At 67.9% G+C, this 19,322-nt stretch carries 18 protein-coding genes; 5 read left to right on the top strand and 13 right to left on the bottom strand.

The features are described 5' to 3' along the window. Positions 1 to 5: 5 nt before the first annotated feature. The 5 genes from H3H55_RS07165 to H3H55_RS07145 form a co-directional block, all read right to left on the bottom strand. Positions 6 to 1,046 carry a FecCD family ABC transporter permease gene (locus H3H55_RS07165; RefSeq protein ID WP_193098137.1) on the bottom strand — a complete coding sequence of 347 codons (1,041 nt, stop codon included), beginning with the start codon at positions 1,044 to 1,046 and terminating at the stop codon, positions 6 to 8. Continuing rightward, positions 1,043 to 2,035, bottom strand: coding sequence for an ABC transporter substrate-binding protein (locus H3H55_RS07160; RefSeq protein WP_193098136.1), 993 nt, complete (start codon positions 2,033 to 2,035; stop codon positions 1,043 to 1,045). Before H3H55_RS07160 ends, H3H55_RS07165 begins: the two co-directional genes overlap by 4 nt. Continuing rightward, complete coding sequence (locus tag H3H55_RS07155; RefSeq protein ID WP_193098135.1) at positions 2,032 to 2,799, bottom strand: ABC transporter ATP-binding protein; 768 nt, start codon at positions 2,797 to 2,799, stop codon at positions 2,032 to 2,034. The genes H3H55_RS07160 and H3H55_RS07155 overlap by 4 nt, the downstream gene beginning before the upstream one ends. Positions 2,800 to 2,828: 29 nt before the next feature. After that, positions 2,829 to 4,919, bottom strand: coding sequence for a TonB-dependent receptor (locus H3H55_RS07150; protein WP_193099461.1), 2,091 nt, complete (start codon positions 4,917 to 4,919; stop codon positions 2,829 to 2,831). A 346-nt stretch (positions 4,920 to 5,265) separates the two neighbouring features. After that, on the bottom strand, positions 5,266 to 6,189 hold the full coding sequence (locus tag H3H55_RS07145; RefSeq protein WP_193098134.1) for a LysR family transcriptional regulator: 924 nt from the start codon (positions 6,187 to 6,189) through the stop codon (positions 5,266 to 5,268). Positions 6,190 to 6,306: 117 nt separating this feature from the next. On the opposite strand from H3H55_RS07145, the gene H3H55_RS07140 reads away from it, so the two are divergent. Together H3H55_RS07140 and H3H55_RS07135 are read left to right on the top strand one after the other, a co-directional pair. Continuing rightward, a complete protein-coding gene (locus tag H3H55_RS07140; RefSeq protein WP_193098133.1) occupies positions 6,307 to 7,188 on the top strand; it encodes an intradiol ring-cleavage dioxygenase in 882 nt (293 codons plus the stop codon). A gap of 93 nt (positions 7,189 to 7,281) precedes the next feature. After that, entirely contained in the window at positions 7,282 to 8,349 is a 1,068-nt protein-coding gene (locus H3H55_RS07135; protein ID WP_129514281.1) for a maleylacetate reductase, read from the top strand. Positions 8,350 to 8,386: 37 nt separating this feature from the next. Here the strand turns inward: H3H55_RS07135 and H3H55_RS07130 are convergent, their stop codons facing one another. After that, a complete protein-coding gene (locus tag H3H55_RS07130; RefSeq protein ID WP_193098132.1) occupies positions 8,387 to 9,118 on the bottom strand; it encodes a transporter substrate-binding domain-containing protein in 732 nt (243 codons plus the stop codon). A gap of 56 nt (positions 9,119 to 9,174) precedes the next feature. Continuing rightward, complete coding sequence (locus H3H55_RS07125; RefSeq protein WP_193098131.1) at positions 9,175 to 10,335, bottom strand: pyridoxal phosphate-dependent aminotransferase; 1,161 nt, start codon at positions 10,333 to 10,335, stop codon at positions 9,175 to 9,177. A 173-nt stretch (positions 10,336 to 10,508) separates the two neighbouring features. Between H3H55_RS07125 and H3H55_RS07120 the strand changes: the two genes are divergently transcribed. Next, complete coding sequence (locus H3H55_RS07120; RefSeq protein WP_193098130.1) at positions 10,509 to 11,942, top strand: PLP-dependent aminotransferase family protein; 1,434 nt, start codon at positions 10,509 to 10,511, stop codon at positions 11,940 to 11,942. A gap of 34 nt (positions 11,943 to 11,976) precedes the next feature. Here the strand turns inward: H3H55_RS07120 and H3H55_RS07115 are convergent, their stop codons facing one another. Further along, positions 11,977 to 12,417, bottom strand: coding sequence for a nuclear transport factor 2 family protein (locus tag H3H55_RS07115; protein ID WP_193098129.1), 441 nt, complete (start codon positions 12,415 to 12,417; stop codon positions 11,977 to 11,979). A 43-nt stretch (positions 12,418 to 12,460) separates the two neighbouring features. Further along, on the bottom strand, positions 12,461 to 14,482 hold the full coding sequence (locus H3H55_RS07110; protein WP_193098128.1) for an FAD-dependent oxidoreductase: 2,022 nt from the start codon (positions 14,480 to 14,482) through the stop codon (positions 12,461 to 12,463). Positions 14,483 to 14,631: 149 nt separating this feature from the next. On the opposite strand from H3H55_RS07110, the gene H3H55_RS07105 reads away from it, so the two are divergent. Next, a complete protein-coding gene (locus H3H55_RS07105) occupies positions 14,632 to 15,168 on the top strand; it encodes a PadR family transcriptional regulator (RefSeq protein ID WP_048244274.1) in 537 nt (178 codons plus the stop codon). A gap of 32 nt (positions 15,169 to 15,200) precedes the next feature. Here H3H55_RS07105 and H3H55_RS07100 read toward each other — a convergent pair whose 3' ends face one another. The 4 genes from H3H55_RS07100 to H3H55_RS07085 form a co-directional block, all read right to left on the bottom strand. Then, on the bottom strand, positions 15,201 to 16,208 hold the full coding sequence (locus H3H55_RS07100; protein WP_193098127.1) for an alpha/beta hydrolase: 1,008 nt from the start codon (positions 16,206 to 16,208) through the stop codon (positions 15,201 to 15,203). Between the two features lie 71 nt (positions 16,209 to 16,279). Then, a complete protein-coding gene (gene wrbA / locus H3H55_RS07095) occupies positions 16,280 to 16,879 on the bottom strand; it encodes an NAD(P)H:quinone oxidoreductase (protein ID WP_193098126.1) in 600 nt (199 codons plus the stop codon). A gap of 171 nt (positions 16,880 to 17,050) precedes the next feature. Continuing rightward, positions 17,051 to 17,467 carry a DoxX family protein gene (locus H3H55_RS07090; protein ID WP_122166525.1) on the bottom strand — a complete coding sequence of 139 codons (417 nt, stop codon included), beginning with the start codon at positions 17,465 to 17,467 and terminating at the stop codon, positions 17,051 to 17,053. 49 nt (positions 17,468 to 17,516) lie between these two features. Continuing rightward, positions 17,517 to 18,215, bottom strand: a complete 699-nt coding sequence (locus H3H55_RS07085) for a pirin family protein (protein ID WP_193099460.1) — start codon at positions 18,213 to 18,215, stop codon at positions 17,517 to 17,519. 180 nt (positions 18,216 to 18,395) lie between these two features. Here H3H55_RS07085 and H3H55_RS07080 point away from each other — a divergent pair, with 180 nt between their 5' ends. Beyond that, entirely contained in the window at positions 18,396 to 19,313 is a 918-nt protein-coding gene (locus tag H3H55_RS07080) for a LysR substrate-binding domain-containing protein (protein WP_193098125.1), read from the top strand. Positions 19,314 to 19,322: the final 9 nt, after the last annotated feature.

Genomic DNA, 19,322 nt, shown 5'->3' with positions numbered 1-19,322 from the left:
TCCGCTCAGCGGCGACGCAACAACGCGACGAAGAACAGGCTGCCGAACAGCGCGGTCACGATCCCGATGGGCAGGTCCTCCGGCGCCGCGAGCGTGCGGGCGGCGACGTCGGCCCACACGAGCAGGATCGCTCCCGTCAGCGCGGCGACCGGCAGCAGCCTGCCGTGCTCGGCGCCGACGACGCGCCGGCACAGATGCGGCGTCACGAGCCCGACGAAGCCGATCGCGCCGCTCACCGCGACCATCGCGCCCGTCGCGAACGACGCAACGACGAAGACCTCGCGCCGCATCCGCGCGCTCGGCACGCCGAGCCCGGCCGCGGCCGCATCGCCCGACATCAGCGCATTCAGTTCGCGCCGGCGCGCGTACAGCGCGCCGCCCGCCAGCACCGCGCACACGGCCGGCACCGGCAGCAGATCCCAGCGCGCGAGCCCGACGCCACCGAGCATCCAGAACAGCACCGACGACGCGGCACGCTGGTCGCCGAGATACAGCAGCAGGTTGCCGAACGCGGCCATCATGAACGACACCGATACGCCCGCGAGCAGCAGCCGGTCCGATTCCAGCCGGCCGCGCCGATAAGCGAGCGCGATGACGCACGCGGTTGCCGCGAGCGCGCCCGCGAATGCGGCGGCCGACAACGTGAACGGGCCGAACGCCGCGCCGGCCACCACCGTGACCGCGACGGCACCGAGCATCGCGCCCGCGCTCACGCCGAGCAGGTGCGGATCGGCAAGACGGTTCGCGGTCGCCGCCTGCAACGCGACGCCGACCGCCGCGAGCGTCGCGCCGACGATCGCGGCCAGCAACGCGCGCGGCATCCGGATCAGCCACACGATGCTGTCGTCGCCCGCGCTCGCCGCGAACGCGCCGGCGTCGCCGAACGCCACTGCGATATGTGCGGCGACGATGCGCACCGCGACCGGCATCGCGATCGGCGCCGGACCGAATGCAGCCGACGCGACGATCGACACGATCAGCAGCACGGCCAGCACCGGCAGCACCACGCGCATGCCGAGCCGCGCCCCCTGCACGCGCACGCTCATCGCGCCGGCCCGGCGAACGCGGCCGGATACAGCGTGCGGGCCAGCGTCTCGACCGCCGCGACATTCTCGGGCCCCGGCGTCGCCGCGTCGTACGGAATCACGACGAAGCGCCGGTCGCGGATCGCGGCCACGCGCGCGAGCGCCGGCTGGCTCAGCAGGAACTGCTGCTTCTGCGCGGCCGTCACCGCCGAATAGTCGACGATCACGATCGCCTGCGGATCGCGTTCGACCACGCTCTCCCAGCTCACCTGCGTCCAGCTGCGCGGCACGTCGTCCATCACGTTGCGCGCCCCCGCCGCCGCCAGCAACGCGGTCGGCATCGCGAGCCCGCCCGCCGTCATCGGCTTGTCGGTGCCGCTGTCGTAGACGAACACACGCAGCGGCTCGGGCCGCCCGACCGTGCGCGATACCGCCGCGAGACGCGCGCGCATCTCGGCGACCACCTGCGCGGCACGCGCTTCGACGCCGAAGATCCGGCCGAGATTGTTCAGGTCGCGAAACACGTCGTCGAACGACGCGGGCGTCTGCTTCATCACGTGCGAGCACGATTCCGTCAGTTCATACGTACGGATGCCGAACGGCGCGAGCGTCGCGGGCGTCACCGCGCCGCCGACATGCATCCCGTAGTTCCAGCCCGCCAGGTAGAAATCGGCGCGCGCGGCAGCCAGCACTTCGAGCGACGGATACTGGTTCGCCAGTTCGGGCACGCCACGCAATGCGTCGCGCACGCGTGCGGTGCCGGTCTTCCAGCCGCCGATGCCCGTATAACCGACGAGCCGGTTTTTCAGGCCGAGCACGAGCATCATCTCGGTCAGGTTCACGTCGTTGCTCACCGCGCGCGTCGGCGCACGCTCGAACGTCACGTCGCGATCGCAGCTGCGCACGGTGACGGGATAGGCGCCGGCATGAACGGCGGCACAGCCGAGCACGGCAGCGGCGACAACCCGGCGGGATACTGCGGACAAGACAGGAAACGGCATGGCGGTCATTCCGGATGAAGCGGCGTGATGCGCGGCCGGCCCGTGACGGGATGGCGGTCGACGAGCGCGGCGACGCCGAACACGTCGCGCAGCAGCGCTTCGGTCAGCACGTCGTCCGGCGCGCCGGACGCGACGACCCGCCCGTGCGCGAGCACATGGAGCCGGTCGCAATACGCAGCCGCGAGATTGAGGTCGTGAATCGTCGCGAGCGTCGCGATGCCGAGGCGCCGCACGCGCGCGAGCAGTTCGAGCTGGTGACGCAGGTCGAGATGATTGGTCGGTTCGTCGAGCAGCAGCAGCTCGGGTTGTTGCGCGAGCGCACGAGCCAGTAGCGCGCGCTGCTTCTCGCCGCCCGACAGCGACGCGACGCGTTGCGCGCGGCGCTCGGCAAGACCGACGTCGTGCAGCGCGGATTCGACGATCCGGCGGTCGTCGGCCGACTCCGCATCGAACGGCCGCTGGTGCGGCGTGCGGCCCATGCCGACCAGTTCGTCGACCGTCAGCCCGAAATCGTCCGGCGTCTCCTGCTGCAGCACCGCGATGCGCTGCGCGACCGCGCGCGGCCGCATGCGCCACACGTCCTGCGCATCGAGCGCGACACTGCCCGCGTCGGGCCGCGCGTAACGGAACACGCAGCGCAGCAGGCTCGTCTTGCCGCTGCCGTTCGGGCCGACCAGCCCGACGAACTCGCCGTCGGCGACGCTCAGCGTCACCGCATCGAGCACGGTGACCGCGCCGCCGGGAGACCAGCTCACGCGTTCGATTTCGAGCATGTGCGCCACCGGAGGTTCGCCACGCCGCACTAGAAGCGCATCGTCGCGACGAGCTCCGCCGAGCGCGACGGACCGAGCAACCATTGCTCGCCTCCGTTCGACGTCGTCACCGCATACGTGCGATTCGCGAGATTGCGCAGATACAGCGCGAGCTCGGTGCGCGACGTCGGCTGCCAGCGCAGCGACGCATCGAACACCGTGTACGACGGCACCTGCAGGCGGTTCGCATCGTCGCCGTACGTCGCGCCGACATAACGCACGCCCGCATTCGCCTGCCAGCGCTCGGCGAACGCCCAGCCGAGCCACAGGTTCGCCGTCTGCTGCGGCACGTTGGACGGCACGTTGCCGGCGCGTGACACCGTGGCGCCGCCGACCGTCTGGTTGAACGCGTCGTAGCGCGCGCGCAGCAGCGCGACGTTCGCGTCGACCGTCCAGCCGTGCGGCAGCCGCGCGCCGCCCGTCAGTTCGACGCCGCGCGACGATTGCCTGCCGACCTGCTGGCGCAGCGCGGGATTGAACGGGTCGGTGCTGAGCAGGTTGCGCTTCGTGATGTCGTACACCGCGAACGTCCAGTACGCGCGGCCGTCGAGCAGCGTCTGCTTGACGCCGGCTTCCCACTGTTCGCCGGTCGCGAGCCGGTAGTTCGCCTGCGACGCGGACAACGTCACGAGCGAGCCGAGGCCTTCCGCGCCCGTCGTGTACTGCGCATACGCGCTCAACGTCGGCGCGACTTCGAACACGAAACCCGTACGCCAGCCGATATTCGCGAAACGCTTGTCGAAGCCCGCGCCGGCCGCCGCCTGCTCGCGGCTGAACGCGATGTGGTCGTAACGCAGGCCGCTCACCCACGCGAGCCGCGGCAGCACTTCGAGCCGGTTCTCGGCGAACACCGCGGCCTGCCGCGCACGCGTGCTGAACTTCGGCAGCGTCGGGTCGGGGCTCGCGAACACGCCGGGATCGAAACCGTGCGCAGCCACCGTCGATTCGCCGCCGTACGGCGAATTGTTGGTGCCGTCGAACGTGATCTGGCTGAATTCCGTGCCGACGACGAAGCGGTTCGCGCGGCCGAACAACGTGCCGTCGAAGCGCGCGCTCAGCCGGTCGCCGATCTGCCGCTGATGGTGGCCGATGTCGAGATAGTCGCCGCGCGTGACGCGCCCCGTCGCGGGGTCGAGCGCATACGATTCGGCGTTGCGCCAGTGGCGGTTCGACGTCAGGTAGTAGAGCTGGTTGTCGATCGTCACGCCGGGCGCGGGCCGGTAGCTGGCCGACAGGCGCGTCCACTGGTCGTAATACGCGATCGTCGCATCGCCGACGTTGTAGTTGAGCTTGCGCAGCGACGGGTCGAGCACGCCGTTCGGCGCGGGCACGCCATAGTAGGTCGCCGGCATCTGGCGGCCGTAGTCGTAGTCGAGCGTCAGCGTGAGTTGCGGGCTCACGTCGAAGCGCAGCGCGCCGCCGACCGCCGTCGTATGCGTATCGGCCCGCTCGGCGAGACCGTTCGCGCGTGCATCGCTCGCGTAGAAGCGGTACGACAGCCGCGGGCCGAGCGCGCCCGTCGTATCGAACGCGACGCGCTTCGCGCCGTCGGGGCCGACGCCGACCTGCAGCGTCGTCTCGCGCGTACGCTGCGGCCGCTTCGGCACCACGTTCACGACGCCGCCGATCGCCCCTTCGCCGTACAGCACCGACGCCGGGCCGCGCAGCACTTCGATGCGCTCGACCGACCAGGTATCGAACGGGAACGTGATCGTGCCGGCCGCCGGCATGAGCCGCACGCCGTCGAGCAGCGTCATCACCGATTCCTGCCCGCTGAAGCCGCGCACGCTCATCGCGGTGCCACCGGTGCCCGGCGCCATCGCGCTCGAGAACCCGGCCGTGCGCGTGACCGCGTCGAGCACCGTGCGATCGCCGCGCGCGTCGATCGTGTCGGCCGTAACCGTCTCGACGCTCGCGGGCGTGTCGAGGCTCGCCAGCCCGAGCCGCGAGCCCGTTTCGAGCGGTTGCGTCAGCGGATCGACCGGCGCGGATCGCGCGGAAACATTGATCGCCGGCAACGCGTGCCGGTCGTCCGGTGCGGGGGCTGCCGCTTCGGCGGCCAACGCGCCGGAGGTCGCCATCGCGCAGCCGAGCAAGGTCGTGCAGCCGCGTGCGCGCCAGGCGCCGGTGTTCCGGCGCGACGCGGCATGCTGCCGCTCCCCTCGCGCCGGTTTGTTTCTGGCTTTCGTCACTTCGTATCGATCTTCGGATGGTGTCGTCGCGCGCGGCCATGCCCGGCGGCCCGGGCGGCAGGCGACGAAAACATCGGATGATACAATATATCAACTTGATTCGTCAGGATTTTGTCAGCTTTCGCCGGCTCGCGCCATGTCGCAACAGCGGAAAGCTGAACTGCACCCGCAGCGTGTCGCCCTGCGGCCGGTTGCGCACCGCAACCGCGGGCCGATCGCGACCGACTGCCCGCGCTCAGCGGCCGACTTCCTTCCACTTGCGCGCGAGTCCGAGGCGTTCGAAGCGCTCGATCAGAAACTCGGTGAATACGCGGATCTTCGCCGGCTGGTGACGGCGGCTTTGGTACGCGATGTTGACGGTGAGCGTCGGCAGTTGCCAGTCGGTGAGCACCGGCACCAGCTTCCCCGCGACGATATCGTCGTGGATGATGTAGAGCGGCTGGATCAGGATGCCGAGCCCGGCGAGCGCCGCGGCGCGGATCACCTGCCCTTCGTTCGCATCGAGCACGCTCTTGATCGTGACCGACTGCTGCTTCGCGCCGTGGCGGAAATGCAGCACGTACGGATCGTTGGCGAGGTTGTAGACCAGCAGCCGATGGTCGCACAGCGCATCGGGCGTCGCCGGCGCGCCATGCTTCGCCAGATACCCGGGCGACGCGGCCAGCACACGCCGCGTCTCCGCGAGCTTGCGCACGGTGATGCCCGAATCGGCCTCGTGCTCGCGCGTGCGGATCGCCACGTCGATGCCGGCCTCGATGAAATCCGGGTAGCGGTTCGCGGCGACGATCTGCACGGTCAGGTTCGGGTAGCGGCGATGAAACTCCGGCAACGCCGGCGCGATATAGATCGACGCGAACGACACCGACGCGGTCACGCGCAACGTGCCGGCCGGATTGACGCTCGCCTCGTTGACCGCCGCGTCGGCCTCCGACAGCTCCGTCAGGATCGCGACGCAGCGCCGGTGGTACTCGTGCCCGGCGTCGGTCAACCACAAGCGGCGCGTGGTCCGCTCGACGAGCCGCGCCGCCAGGCGCTCCTCAAGCGCATTCAGGCAGCGGCTCGCCGCCGCGCTCGACATGCCGAGCCGCTCGGCGGCCTTCGACAGGCTGCCCAGCTCGGCCACCTGCACGAAAAATTCGATCTGCGTCCACTTGTCCATGCGTTCGATTCTTCCACCTGGCGGAGAACAAAACTCCTCCAAACCCTCTTTATTACGATCAAAGGAGGAATTAATGTTACGTCAATGCGTGATCGAACGACATCAGGAGACGACCCCATGCGCAATCTCAACGAAGACACCATCACGCAAGCCGTGATCGCGTCGCTGGGCGGCTGTCGCGACGAGCGGCTGCGCACGGTCATGACGAGCCTCGTCCAGCACCTGCATGCGTTCGCACGGGAAACGAAGCTCACCGAAGCCGAGTGGCAGGCCGCGATCGGCTTCCTGACCGCGGTCGGGCACATCACCGATGACAAGCGGCAGGAGTTCATCCTGCTGTCCGACGTGCTCGGGCTGTCGACCCTCGTGACCGCGCAGAATCATGCGAAGCCGGCCGGCTGCACGGAGGCGACCGTATTCGGTCCGTTCTACGTCGAAGGCAGCCCCGAGTTCGGGATGTTCGACGATATCGCGAACGGCGCGTGCGGCGAGCCCTGCTTCGTGTCGGGTCGTGTGCGCGACATCCACGGCACGCCCGTCGCACACGCCTCGCTGGAAGTCTGGCAAGCCGACGAGGACGGGCATTACGACGTGCAACAGCCGGCCGACGACGGCTCGGTCACGCATCGCGCACGCGGGCGGCTGCGCACCGATGCCGACGGCCGCTACGCGTTCCGTTCGATCCTCGCCGAACCGTATCCGATTCCGCACGACGGCCCGGTCGGCGCGATGCTCGATGCACTCGGCCGCCACCCGTGGCGCCCCGCGCACCTGCACTTCATGATCGAGGCGCCCGGCTTCGAAACGCTGATCACGCACGTGTTCCGCGACGGCGACCGCTATCTCGACTCCGATGCGGTATTCGGCGTGCGTTCGACACTCGTCGCCGACTGGGTCCGGCACGCGCCCGGCATGGCGCCCGACGGATCGCGCATGGACACGCCGTTCTACACGCTCGATTACGACTTCGTGCTGAATCGCGCGGAGCGTGCCGCATGATCCGGCATGTCGTGATGTGGAATGTTGCCGGCAAGACCGGGGGTGAGCGCACCGCGCGCCATCACGCCGACTACGCAACGGAGTAACGAGAACATGAACTTCATCTACCAGGCGCGTCCCGCACGCGTCGTCTTCGGTGCAGGCAGCCTGCAGCATCTCGAACGCGAAGTGCTGGAGCTGGGCGCGCAGCGCGCGCTGGTGCTCTGCACGCCGGACCAGCACGAGCTCGCGCAACGCATCGTCGAGCGGCTCGGTGCGCGTGCCGCAGGCCTGTACGACCGCGCGACGATGCACGTGCCGATCGAAATCGCCCGCGATGCGCAGGCGTTCGCCCGGTCATGCGACGCGGATTGCGCGATCGCGATCGGCGGCGGGTCGACGATCGGCCTCGGCAAGGCGATCGCGCTCGAAAGCAGCCTGCCGATCCTGGCGATACCGACGACCTACGCCGGCAGCGAAATGACGCCGATCTACGGCCTGACCGAAGGCGGTGTCAAGCGCACGGGGTCCGACGCGCGCGTGTTGCCGAAGACGGTGATCTACGATCCCGAGCTCACCGTCACGCTGCCGGTCGAACTGTCGGTGACGAGCGGCATCAATGCGATCGCGCACGCGGCGGAAGGCCTCTACGCGAACAACGCGAATCCGGTCATGAGCCTCGTCGCCGAGGAAGGCATTCGCGCGCTGGCGCGCGGCCTGCCCGGTGTGCGCCGCAACGCCGCCGATCTTGCCGCGCGCAGCGATGCGCTCTACGGCGCGTGGCTGTGCGGCATGGTTCTCGGCAACGTCGGCATGGCGCTGCACCACAAGCTCTGTCACACGCTCGGCGGCAGTTTCAACCTGCCGCACGCGCCGACCCATACGGTCGTGCTGCCGCATGCACTCGCGTACAACGCCGCGCATGCGCCGGACGCGATGCAGCGGATCGCCCGCGCAATCGGCACCAACGACGCGGCGCGCGGCATCTATGCGCTGGCGCTCGACAATGGCGCACCGGTCTCGTTGAAAGCGATCGGCATGCAGGAAGCCGACCTCGATCGCGCGGCCGATCTCGCGGCCGCCAATCCGTACTGGAACCCGCGTCCGATCGAGCGCGACGGCCTGCGCGCGCTGCTGCAGGATGCATTCGACGGCAGCCTGCCCCGCTCGAACGTACGCTGAATCCGCGCGCGGCTGGCGCGTAACGTTGCGTGCAACACTACGACTGCGCGCCGCGGCCCGCCACCACGCCGTCGATCTCCGCCCGCGTAAAACCATACTTCGCCGTCCGCTCGCGATGATCGGCCGAGCCGAGATACTCGCGCAGCTTCCCATTCACGGCCTGCACGAGCGCATCGTTGTTCCTGCCGAACGAGAACGCACCGACCGGCGCCGCCGCGCCCGCGCCAAGCTCGTGCGCGACGGCTGCCACGCCTTCGTTCGCGCCCGCGACAACGCGATTCCCGATCGCCGTGCTTGCATACGCATCGATCTGCCCCGCAAGCAACGCGGCGACTGCGTCAGGCTGATCCTTGAACACGACGATCTGGGCGTCGCGCACGCCTGCCGACCGGGCCGAGTCGATCTGCACCTGCGCGGCAACGCACCCCAGCCGCGCATCGCCGCGTGCCGCGACGGCCGCGTAGCTCGTCAGTGCCTTCGGATTGCCGGCCTGAACCAGAAACCCGTCGCCGATCGCCCACACCGGCACGCTGAACGCAACGTGCTGCGCACGTTCGGCCGTCACGAAGATCGGCACGTTCATGTCCCAGCGGCCTGCCTGCACGCCGGGCAGCAGTGCGTCGAACGAGGTCGGGTGATACTCGATTTCCGTCACGCCGATCGCGCGCAGCACCACCTCGGCCAGCTCGATATCCGCGCCGGTCACGGTGCCGTCTTCGCCCGTCCAGTAGAACGGCGGCTCCTCGATATACGCAATCCTTACTTTCATCGTGTCACTCCTGACGTTCCATGATGTCCACCCCGCTCGCCCGCCGGGCGCCCGGTTCATGCCACAGCCGCATCCATCGCCTGCGACAGCGCCGACAATGCCGGCGGCAGGCGTTCCAGCGGAAGATAACCGAAGCCCAGCCGGAACACGCGGCTGCTTTCGCCGAACCAGGTGCCGGACGCCAGTTGCAGATCGTACTCGGGCAGCACTTGCCAGAAGCGCGCTACGGCCTGCTCGTCGAATGCCTCCGCGCGCAACCGCACACAGCACAGCGCGCCAGCATCCGGCCGGACCCACTCGACACGCGAGCGCTCGCCTTCGCACCAGCCCGACACGACGTCGAGCGCATCGGCAAGCAGCCGGCGCCGGGGCGCAAGCACACGCTCCCGGTTGCGCAGCAAGGTGGCGGCAAGCGTTTCGTCGAGCACGGAACCCGAGATCACGGTGTTCAGCTTGGCCACGAGCAAGCGCGCCCGAAGCCCCGCGTCGGCCACGGTGAGCCACCCGGTCCGCAGACCGGGCGCACCCAGCGCCTTCGACACCGACGAGCCCGTAACGATGCGTGCATCGACACCCGCGAAACTGGCAGCCACGGCGGCATCGCCATAGGTTGCCTCGCGATAGGTCTCGTCGATGAACAGTATCGCGTCCGGGCACCGCCGCGCCATCAACGCGAGCAGACCGTCGATCTCGGCGCGCGACGCCTGTACGCCGCCGGGATTCTGCGGCGAGGCAATGCTGACCAGCCGGGTTTTCGGCGACAGATTCGCTTCGAACTGCGCGAGGTCCAGTCGATAACCGTTCTCGAACGACAGCCGCACCTCGCGCACCGTCGCGCCGGCGCCGACCAGGCAATCGCGACTCGGCGGAAAGCACGGCGTCGCGAGCACGGCTTCGTCGCCGGGCCGGCATAACTCGTACGCAAGCAGAAACAGCCCGAGCGCGGTGCCTTGCGTCGTCACGATCTGCGCGGCCGGCACGTTGCAGGTATCGGCAATCGCGTCGCGCAGCGCGGCCGCGCCCGCCGATTGGCTGTAGCCGAGCTTCAGGTTGCGAACCGGCTCCAGGCCGGCCAGATCCAGCAGCTCGCCGACCGTCAGGTCTTGCGACGTGCTCTCCGCCAGGTTGAAGGTTCGATTCACATCGAGCAGCGAGATGATTTCGTTGTACGGAAATCGTCCGCGCCATTCGCCGGATTGCGTCTGTGTCGCTTGCATGCGCTTGCCCCTCAATTTGCTTTGCTGGTCAACCGACCGGAACAGCGCCATCGTAGCGTTCGCACGAAAACCATAACAGCCACAATTTTCCGACGATTTGACCAACACAATTCTGCTTGGCGAGATGCCCGCGCACGATCGATAATCGGCCACTCCCCTGACGCAGGCGCCCCATGGACACGCATACGCCGTACCGTTACAGGCAACTGGCCGATCTCATCATCGGCATGATCGACAACGGCACGCTCGCACCCGGCGCACGGCTGCCGTCGGTGCGTGCCGTGAGCGAGCAGCAGCGCATCAGCGTCTCCACCGCGCTGCAGGCCTACCGTCTGCTCGAGGATCGCGGCGTGCTCGTGTCGCGGCCGCAGTCCGGTTTTTACGTCGCGGCTGCGAGCGGCGGGACGCTCGCGTTGCCGTCGGCGTCGCGCTCACGCGCGAAGGCGTCGACGGTGTCGATCAGCGGCGCCGTCGCCGCGTTGCTCGAACACGCCGCCAATTCGGCACTCGTGCCGCTCGGCTGCGCGGTGCCCGATACGGCGCTGCTGCAATCGAAACGGCTCGATCTCGCACTCGCGCGCGCGGCGCGTCAGCACGGCATGCGCTACAACGTCTACTGCCCGCCTTACGGCGAGCCGGCGCTGCGCCGCGAAATCGCGAGGCGGGCCATGCGCTTCGGGCATCCGCTGTCCGCCGACGACATCCTTGTCACGAACGGCTGCACCGAAGCGCTGACGCTTGCATTGAATGCCGTCGCGAAACGCGGCGATACGATTGCGGTGGAATCGCCGACTTACTTCGGCTTGCTTCACACGCTGGAAGCGTTGGGGATGAAGGCGCTGGAATTGCCGACCGACCCGCTGCGCGGTGTCGATGTCGGGGTGCTCGCGCAGCGGCTCGAATCGGAACCGATCGCCGCCTGCGTGCTGTCGTCGAGCTTCGGCAATCCGCTCGGCTCGACGATGACCGAGGACGACAAGCGGGCGCTTCTAGCGCTGCTCGCGCGGCATCGCGTGCCGCTGATCGAAGACGACGTCTACGGCGACATCCACTTCGGGCGCGATCGGCCCAGGCCGTTCGTCGCACTCGACGGCGGCGCCAATACGATCTACTGCAGCTCGTTCTCCAAGAGCCTCGCGCCCGGTTACCGGATCGGCTGGATCGCCGCGGGCGCCCGCGCGCAACAGGTGATGGAGCGCAAGCTCGCGCTCAGCCTCTGCGGCCCCACGCTGCTCCAGGTCGCGCTCGCGGATTTCCTGGCGAGCGGCGCATACGATGCGCATTTGCGCCGTATCCGGCGATTGTTCGAAGAGAACCTGGCACGGATGACGCGTACGATCGAAGCCAGCTTTCCGGCCGACACCAAAGTGAGCCGCCCGGCGGGCGGTTTCGTGCTCTGGCTCGAACTGCCGAAGCGTTTCGATTCGCGTGCGCTGTTCGACGCCGCGCTCGAACAGGGCATCTGCTTCGCACCGGGCGACGTCTTTTCCGCCAGCCGGCGCTTTCGCCACTGCCTGCGCCTGAGCGCGGGTCACGTGTGGAACGAACGCATCGAGGACGGCATCCGGCGCCTTGGCCGGCTCGCGCACGCGCAGCTCGCGCGCTGATCGAACAGCGGTTGCCGCGCGGCACCCGACCGGTTCAGCCGCCGACCTTGAACGCCGGAAGCTGCTGCCCGAGCCGCGCGCCCATTTCCGCGCCGAGCGCCTGCAGTGCATTGAACGGCCGGATCATGACCTCGAACTCGACGATCCGCCCGTCGTCGTCGAAGCGAATCATGTCGATCCCCTTCAGCGCCTTGTCGCCGACGTTCGCGCTGAACTCCAGCACCACGTTCTTGCCGTCGTCGGCGACGAACTGGCGGTGATAGGTGAAATTCTCGAGGATCGTGATCACCGTGCGCAGCGCCATCAGCAGCGCGGGTGCCGGGCCGTACGGCTTGAACGCCATCGGCGAACGGAACACGGCGTCCGGATGGACGATCGAATCCAGCGCGCCAAGATCCTTGCGTTCGATCAGCGCATGCCATGTGTCGAGCGAGGTCGCGACAGCGGGATGAAGATGCATCGGGGAATTCGTCATCGAAGACTCCTGTAGCGTCGGGCGGAAAAGGAACGAATCGGTCTCAAAGGGTCGCGGCGAGCGTCGTGCCCTGGTGAATCGCGCGCTTCGCATCGAGCTCGGCGGCTTCGTCAGCGCCACCGATCAGGTGCACCTTGCATCCGGCGGCCTGCAGTTGCTCCGCCAGTTCGCGCGACGGCTCCTGCCCGGCGCAGATCACCACGTTGTCCACTTGCAGTGTCTGCTCGACGCCGTCGATCGTCACGTGCAATCCATCGTCGTCGATGCGCCGGTACGTCACCGCCGACGACATCCCGACGCCGCGCGCCTTCAGCGCCGTGCGGTGAATCCACCCGGTCGTCTTGCCGAGCCCGTCGCCGACCTTCGACGCCTTGCGCTGCAGCAGATGCACGTGCCGCGCCGCCGGCTCGGGCTGCGCATTGCGCAAGCCGCCGGCCCTTGCGTACGATTGATCGACGCCCCATTCGGCGAAAAACCGGTCGACGTCGATGCGCGCGCCGTCGTCGCGATGGACGAGGAATTCCGCGACGTCGAAGCCGATTCCGCCCGCGCCGACGATCGCAACGTTGCGTCCCACGGCCTTGTGATCGCGCAGCACGTCGAGATAACCGAGCGTCTTCGCGTGGCCAACGCCGTCGATCGGCGGCGTGCGCGGCACGATGCCGGTCGCGATCACCACTTCGTCGAATTCGCCCTGCAGCAGCATCTCGGCAGTCGCGCGCGTATTGACGTGAAGCGTCACGCCGCGCAGTTCGATCTGCCGGCGGAAGTAGCGCAGCGTCTCGTGGAACTCTTCCTTGCCGGGCACCTGCTTCGCGATATTGAACTGGCCGCCGATCTCGGCGCCGGCTTCGTACAGCGTCACCGCGTGACCGCGTTCGGCCGCCGTGACCGCGAAACCGAGGCCCGCCGGCCCGGCGCCGACCACCGCGATCCGCTTGCACTGCTGCGCGGGCTGGATCACGAGCTCGGTTTCATGGCATGCGCGCGGATTCACGAGACAGGACGTGATCCTGCCGCTGAACGTATGGTCGAGGCACGCCTGATTGCAGCCGATACACGTGTTGATTTCGTCCGCGCGCCCTTCCCGCGCCTTGCGGACGAACGCGGCATCGGCAAGGAACGGCCGCGCCATCGACACCATGTCGCAATAGCCGTCGGCGAGCAGTTGCTCGGCGACTTCCGGCGTATTGATCCGGTTGGTCGCGACGAGTGGAATGCCGACCTTGCCCATCAGTTGCCGCGTCACCCACGCGTATGCGGCACGCGGCACCTTGGTCGCGATAGTCGGAATGCGCGCCTCGTGCCAGCCGATGCCGGTATTGAGGATCGTCGCGCCGGCCGCCTCGATCGCCTGCGCGAGCCGGATCACCTCGTCGAGCGTCGAGCCGCCTTCGACGAGATCGAGCATCGACAGCCGGTAGATGACGATGAAGTTCGTGCCGACCCGCTCGCGCACGCGCCGCACGATCTCGACCGCGAAGCGGATGCGGTTCTCGTACGCGCCGCCCCACGCATCGTCGCGATGGTTCGTGCGTGCGGCGATGAATTCGTTGATCAGGTAGCCTTCGGACCCCATGATCTCGACGCCATCGTAGCCCGCGTGCTGCGCAAGCGCCGCGCATCGCACGAAATCGGCGATCGTCTCGTCGACTTCGTCGCTGCTCAACGCGTGTGGCGTGAACGGGTTGATCGGCGCCTTCAGCGCGCTGGGCGCCGCGAGCGCCGGGTGATACGCATAACGCCCGAAATGCAGGATCTGCAGCGCGATCTTGCCGCCCTCCGCCTGCACCGCGCGCGTCACGACGCGATGGCGCTCGGCGTCCGCTTCGGTCGTCAGCATCGCACCGCCCGGCGCCGGACGGCCGCGCTCGTTCGGCGCGAAGCCGCCCGTGACGATCAAACCGGCCTCGCCGCGCGCGCGCTCCGCATAAAACGCCGCCATCCGCTCGAAGCCGTTCGGCGCTTCCTCGAGGCCGACGTGCATCGACCCCATCAGTACGCGGTTCCTGAGCGACGTGAAGCCGAGTTCGAGCGGGGTCGTCAAATGCGGATAGCGGGTCATCGGTCGGCTCCTGTTAATGCAACAAGTTGCAGAAATATTAGCTCGCCGATTCTGTTTATGCAACATGTTGCATTAACAAGACTCCCCGCTTGTACTGTGGCCCCGATATGGCAAGATACGGTTCATTCCGCCGCCGCTTCCGACCCGACATGTCCCTGCCTCACGCGCTCCTCACCGCTCTCGCCGAACGCCCCGGTTCGGGCTCCGAACTCGCCGACCGCTTCGATCGCTCGATCGGCTATTTCTGGCAGGCGACGCACCAGCAGATCTATCGCGAACTGGGGCGTCTCGAGGAAACCGGCTGGATCGAATCGCTGCCCGCCGAATCGGGGCGCGGCCGCAAGCGCGCGTACCGGATCCTGCCGGCCGGCAAGAAGGAACTGCGGCGCTGGATCGCCGAACCGGAAGATCCGACGCCGCTGCGCGAAGCGCTGATGGTGCGCCTGCGCGCGGAAGCGGTGCTGGGCCCGGCGGGGCTCGAGGAAGAAATCAGGCGGCGCATCGCGCTCCACCAGGAGAAGCTCGACCTGTATCTGCAGATCGAAGCGCGCGATTTCCCGGAAGGCGCCGATTCGCGCGCGAAGCGCCTTCAGCACCTGGTATTGCAGGCCGGCATCGCGAACGAGCGGTTCTGGGTCGAGTTCTCGCAGGATGCGCTCGACACGCTGCGTCTGCCGAAGGATTGACCCGCGCGCGTCTCGACCACGCGCGGTAGCGCTCAGGCTGCGGATCGCGGCCGGACGCGCGCGCCGCCACCGGTTTGCAGCTGTTCGACGAGAAACAGCCCGATCGCGTCGAGTGCCTGCGCGGATGCCTTCAGCTTGCCGATCCCGCCGGCAAATCCATGCGACATCCCATGCCACACGTCGAGCCGCGCATCCACGCCGGCCGCGACCGCGCGCTCGACCCAGCGACGCGAATCGTCCAGCAGCACTTCGTCGTCGCCGACATGAATCCGCACCGCGGGCAAGCCCGCGACACGCGCGTAAAGCGGCGACGCCAGCGGATGCTTCGGATCGGCTGCCCCGAGATAAGCACGCACCAGTTCCGACACTTGCGCACGCGTGAAGAGCGGATCGGCATCGGCTCGCGTGTCGTAGGTGGCGCCCGACAGCGTCAGATCCGTCACCGGCGACAATGCCGCGACACCCACGAGCGTCGTATCGGCCGTGAAAGAGGTCGAGGCCGAAACCGCATCGGCCGCGACCCGCGACGCGAGCACCAGCGCGAGCGCACCGCCGGCCGAATCGCCGGTGACGGCGATCCGGCGAATGCTTTTTTCGGCGAGCCCGCGATAACAGGCCAGCACGTCGTCGATGGCGGCCGGAAACGGATGTTCGGGCGCCAGACGATAGTCCGGAATGAAGGCCCTGACGCCGACCCGCACCGCCAGTTGCGCAACCGAATGGCGAAACGCCGCCGCGGACCCGAAGTTGAACCAGCCGGCATGCAGATGGAGCAGCGCGTCGCCGGAGCGCACATGCGCGGGAAACACCCAGTACCCCGGCACGCCGCCGACCGTGTCGAACGCGAACGTGACATCGTCGCGGCGCTGCACGTTTTCCATCGCCGCATCGAACGCGTCACGCGCTTCGATGCCCAGCCGCGCCCCCTTCATCGCACGCATGCCGGGCCGCATCGCGGCAACGACAGCCGCATCGTCCGGATCGAGCGGATGCATCACGACGTGCTCGCCCGGCCCGCCGTCGTTCGAAACGTTGTTCATCGTCGGCCCTTCTGATTCGGAAAGTCATCGCGTATGGCTGCCCCCGCCAAACCGCGCGGGGCGGCCGACGTTCAGTCGAACAGCTTGTTCGCGGTCCGTGCGATCAGTTCGCCCTGATGGCGCGCACCAGCCAGCTCGATCTCGCTCGGCAGGCGCTGCCCCTGCCCGCCCGCGATCGTGGTCGCGCCATACGGCGCGCCGCCGACGATTTCGTCGAGCGTCATTTGCCCCTGGTGGGTGTACGGCAGCCCGACGATCGTCATGCCGAAATGCAGCAGGTTGGTGATGATCGAGAACAGCGTGGTTTCCTGGCCGCCGTGCTGGCTCGCGCTCGACGTGAACGCGCCGCCGACCTTGCCGTTCAGCGCACCGCTCATCCACAGGCCGCCGGCCTGATCCAGGAACGCCGCCATCTGCGACGAGATGCGGCCGAAGCGGGTCGGCGTGCCGACGATGATCGCGTCGTAGTGGGCCAGTTCGGCCACCGTCGCAACCGGCGCCTGCTGGGCGAGCTTGAAGTGCGCGGCCTGGGCGACGGCCTCCGGCACCGTTTCCGGCACCCGCTTGACGTCGACCGTGGCGCCCGCCGAGCGGGCGCCTTCGGCCATCGCATCCGCGAGCGCCTCGATATGACCGTACGACGAGTAATACAGCACGAGAACCTTGGACATGACGAACTCCTAACGATGGTCGCGAAGAAGTCGCGACGGTATCAACGCGCGCCGGCTGACGCACGCCGTGTGGTGTGACGGAATGAAAGTCGGAACGACCGTGCGGTGGTCCTGACGAGACGGCCGGGACTGTCACGCGCCTGGTCGCCCCGGAGGATCGGCCCGTTCGGCTCACGCCGCCGGTGCGATACGCAACGCGGTGCGCCCGATCCGTGCGTCGAGGCTGAACGCGCCCGCGCCGAAGTACGCGATCTGCAGCAGGCCGCCGGCCATCATCACGTTCTTCAGAAAGTGAATCATCTGGTTCTGGTCGGCGAAGTTGTGATGGAAGAACACCGCGGTCACCAGACTGAACAGCGCCATCGCCAGCGCCACCGGACGGGCCCGATAACCCGACATCAGCAGCAGGCCGCCGCCCGCCTCGACCAGCACCGCGACCACGAAGGCGAGCGACGGTGCCGGCAGGCCGACGGACGCGATGTAGCCGACGGTTGTCGCATGCGCGGCGAGCTTGCTCAACCCGCTCATCAGAAACGGCGCACCGATCAGAATGCGGCCGAGAAGCGGAAGATACTTGTAACGATCCATGATGAACTCCTGAAATGAAATGATTCGGTGGACTGGGAAATAAAGGCACTCAGCCGGCGTCCACCATCACCAGCTCAGAATCTTCGACCGCGACAATCTCGAGCGCGGCCTCGTTCGTGATCGCGACGCCGTCCAGCGGCCCCACGCGTTCTCCGTTCACTTCGATGCGCCCCGAAGCCGCGACGAGATACGCGCGGCGCGATGCGCCCAATACTTGCCGGACCTGTTCGCCCGCCTTCAGCGTCGCGCCGAGCACCCGTGCATCGGCACGGATCGGCAGCGCGCCGTCGTCGCCGGCGAAGCCGCTCGCCAGCACGACGAAACGTCCGGACCGGTCGCCTTTCGGAAACTGCTTCGTGTCCCACCCGGGCGCCCCACCGTTCGTGCGCGGCAGCAACCAGATCTGATAGAGCTTGAGCGGCATGTCGCCCCGGTTGAACTCGGCATGACGGATGCCCGTTCCCGCACTCATGACCTGCACGTTGCCCGCGCTGATCGTTCCTTCGGATCCCAAAGTGTCGCGATGGCCGAGCACGCCTTGCCGCACGTACGTGATGATTTCCACGTCGCGGTGCCCGTGCATCGGGAACCCGCTGCCGACGGCGATCTCGTCGTCGTTCCAGACGATCAGCGGGCCCAGCGGCGCGTGCTCCGGCGTGCCCTCGGCCGAGACCGCGAAATGGTATTTCGCGTGCAGCCAGCCATGGTTCGCCGCATCCAGTGATGCCCAGCGTCGATGCGTCAACATGTCCGCCTCCTGTTTCCTGCTGCCCGAACGACGGGCGGTTGCCTGGCGGCGCCTCACCGGAATCTGCGAAGCACCGAACGTTGGACGAATGCTAAATTCGCAAAGATCGCTCGCATATCTCCTGAATCGCAACGTATCATTGCTTCCAATAGAACAATCTCATCGAACGGAGCCGTCGCCATGAACCCCATCGCCGACCTGAACGATCTGCGGCTCTTTGCGGAAGTGGTGGAACACGGGAGCTTCACGGCCGCCGCCCGCAGCCTCGGCGCGCAAACCTCGAAGCTCAGCCGGCGCATTCGCGCGCTCGAGGAGGAACTCGGCGTGCGCCTGCTCAATCGCACGAGCCGCAGCCTGTCGCTGACGGAAACCGGGCGGCAGTTCCATCAGCATTGCGTCGCGCTGGTCGCGGAATCGAAGGCCGCGAAGGACATCGTGGATCGCACGCGGACGCAGCCGCAGGGCACCGTGCGCATCAGTTGCCCGGTCGGGCTGCTGAGTTCCGGTGTCGCGGAGATGCTGGCGCGCTACATCGAGAACAATCCGCAGGTTCAGGTGCTGCTCGATGCGACCAACCGGCGCGTGGATGTGGTCGAGGAAGGCCTGGATTTCGCGATCCGGGTCCGGGTTCCGCCGCTGGAGAACACCGATCTCGCGGTTCGGCAGCTGGGGCTGTCGTTCCGGATTCTCGTCGCCAGCCCGGCATTGGCCGCACGTTTTCCGGCACCCGAGTCGATCGACAGCCTGAAGGACTGGCCGACGGTTTCAACGGCCAGTAGCGGCGACAAGTACGTGTGGAGTCTGGCCGACGGCGACGGGCGGGCCATCTCTTTCGCGCATCGGCCGCGACTGGCCACCGACGATCTGGGGAGTCTGCGGCTGGCGGCGCTCGGCGGCATCGGCGTCGCCGAATTGCCGCGCGAACTGGTGAACGCCGACCTTCAGGCCGGCCGGCTGCTCCACCTGCTGCCCGCGCTGTCGGCACCGACGGCGCTGGTCCACGCGATCTTCCCGACGCGCCGCGGCATGGTGCCCGCCGTTCGCCATCTGCTCGATGCGCTCGTCGCGGGCTTCGACGAACTGAACCGGATCGCGTAGCGGCCGCCG

The sequence above is a fragment of the Burkholderia sp. Z1 genome (genome assembly GCF_014893795.1).
Lineage (GTDB): Bacteria > Pseudomonadota > Gammaproteobacteria > Burkholderiales > Burkholderiaceae > Burkholderia > Burkholderia theae.
Note: the sequence above shows the minus strand (reverse complement) of the source record. Positions and strands in the feature narration are given on the sequence as shown.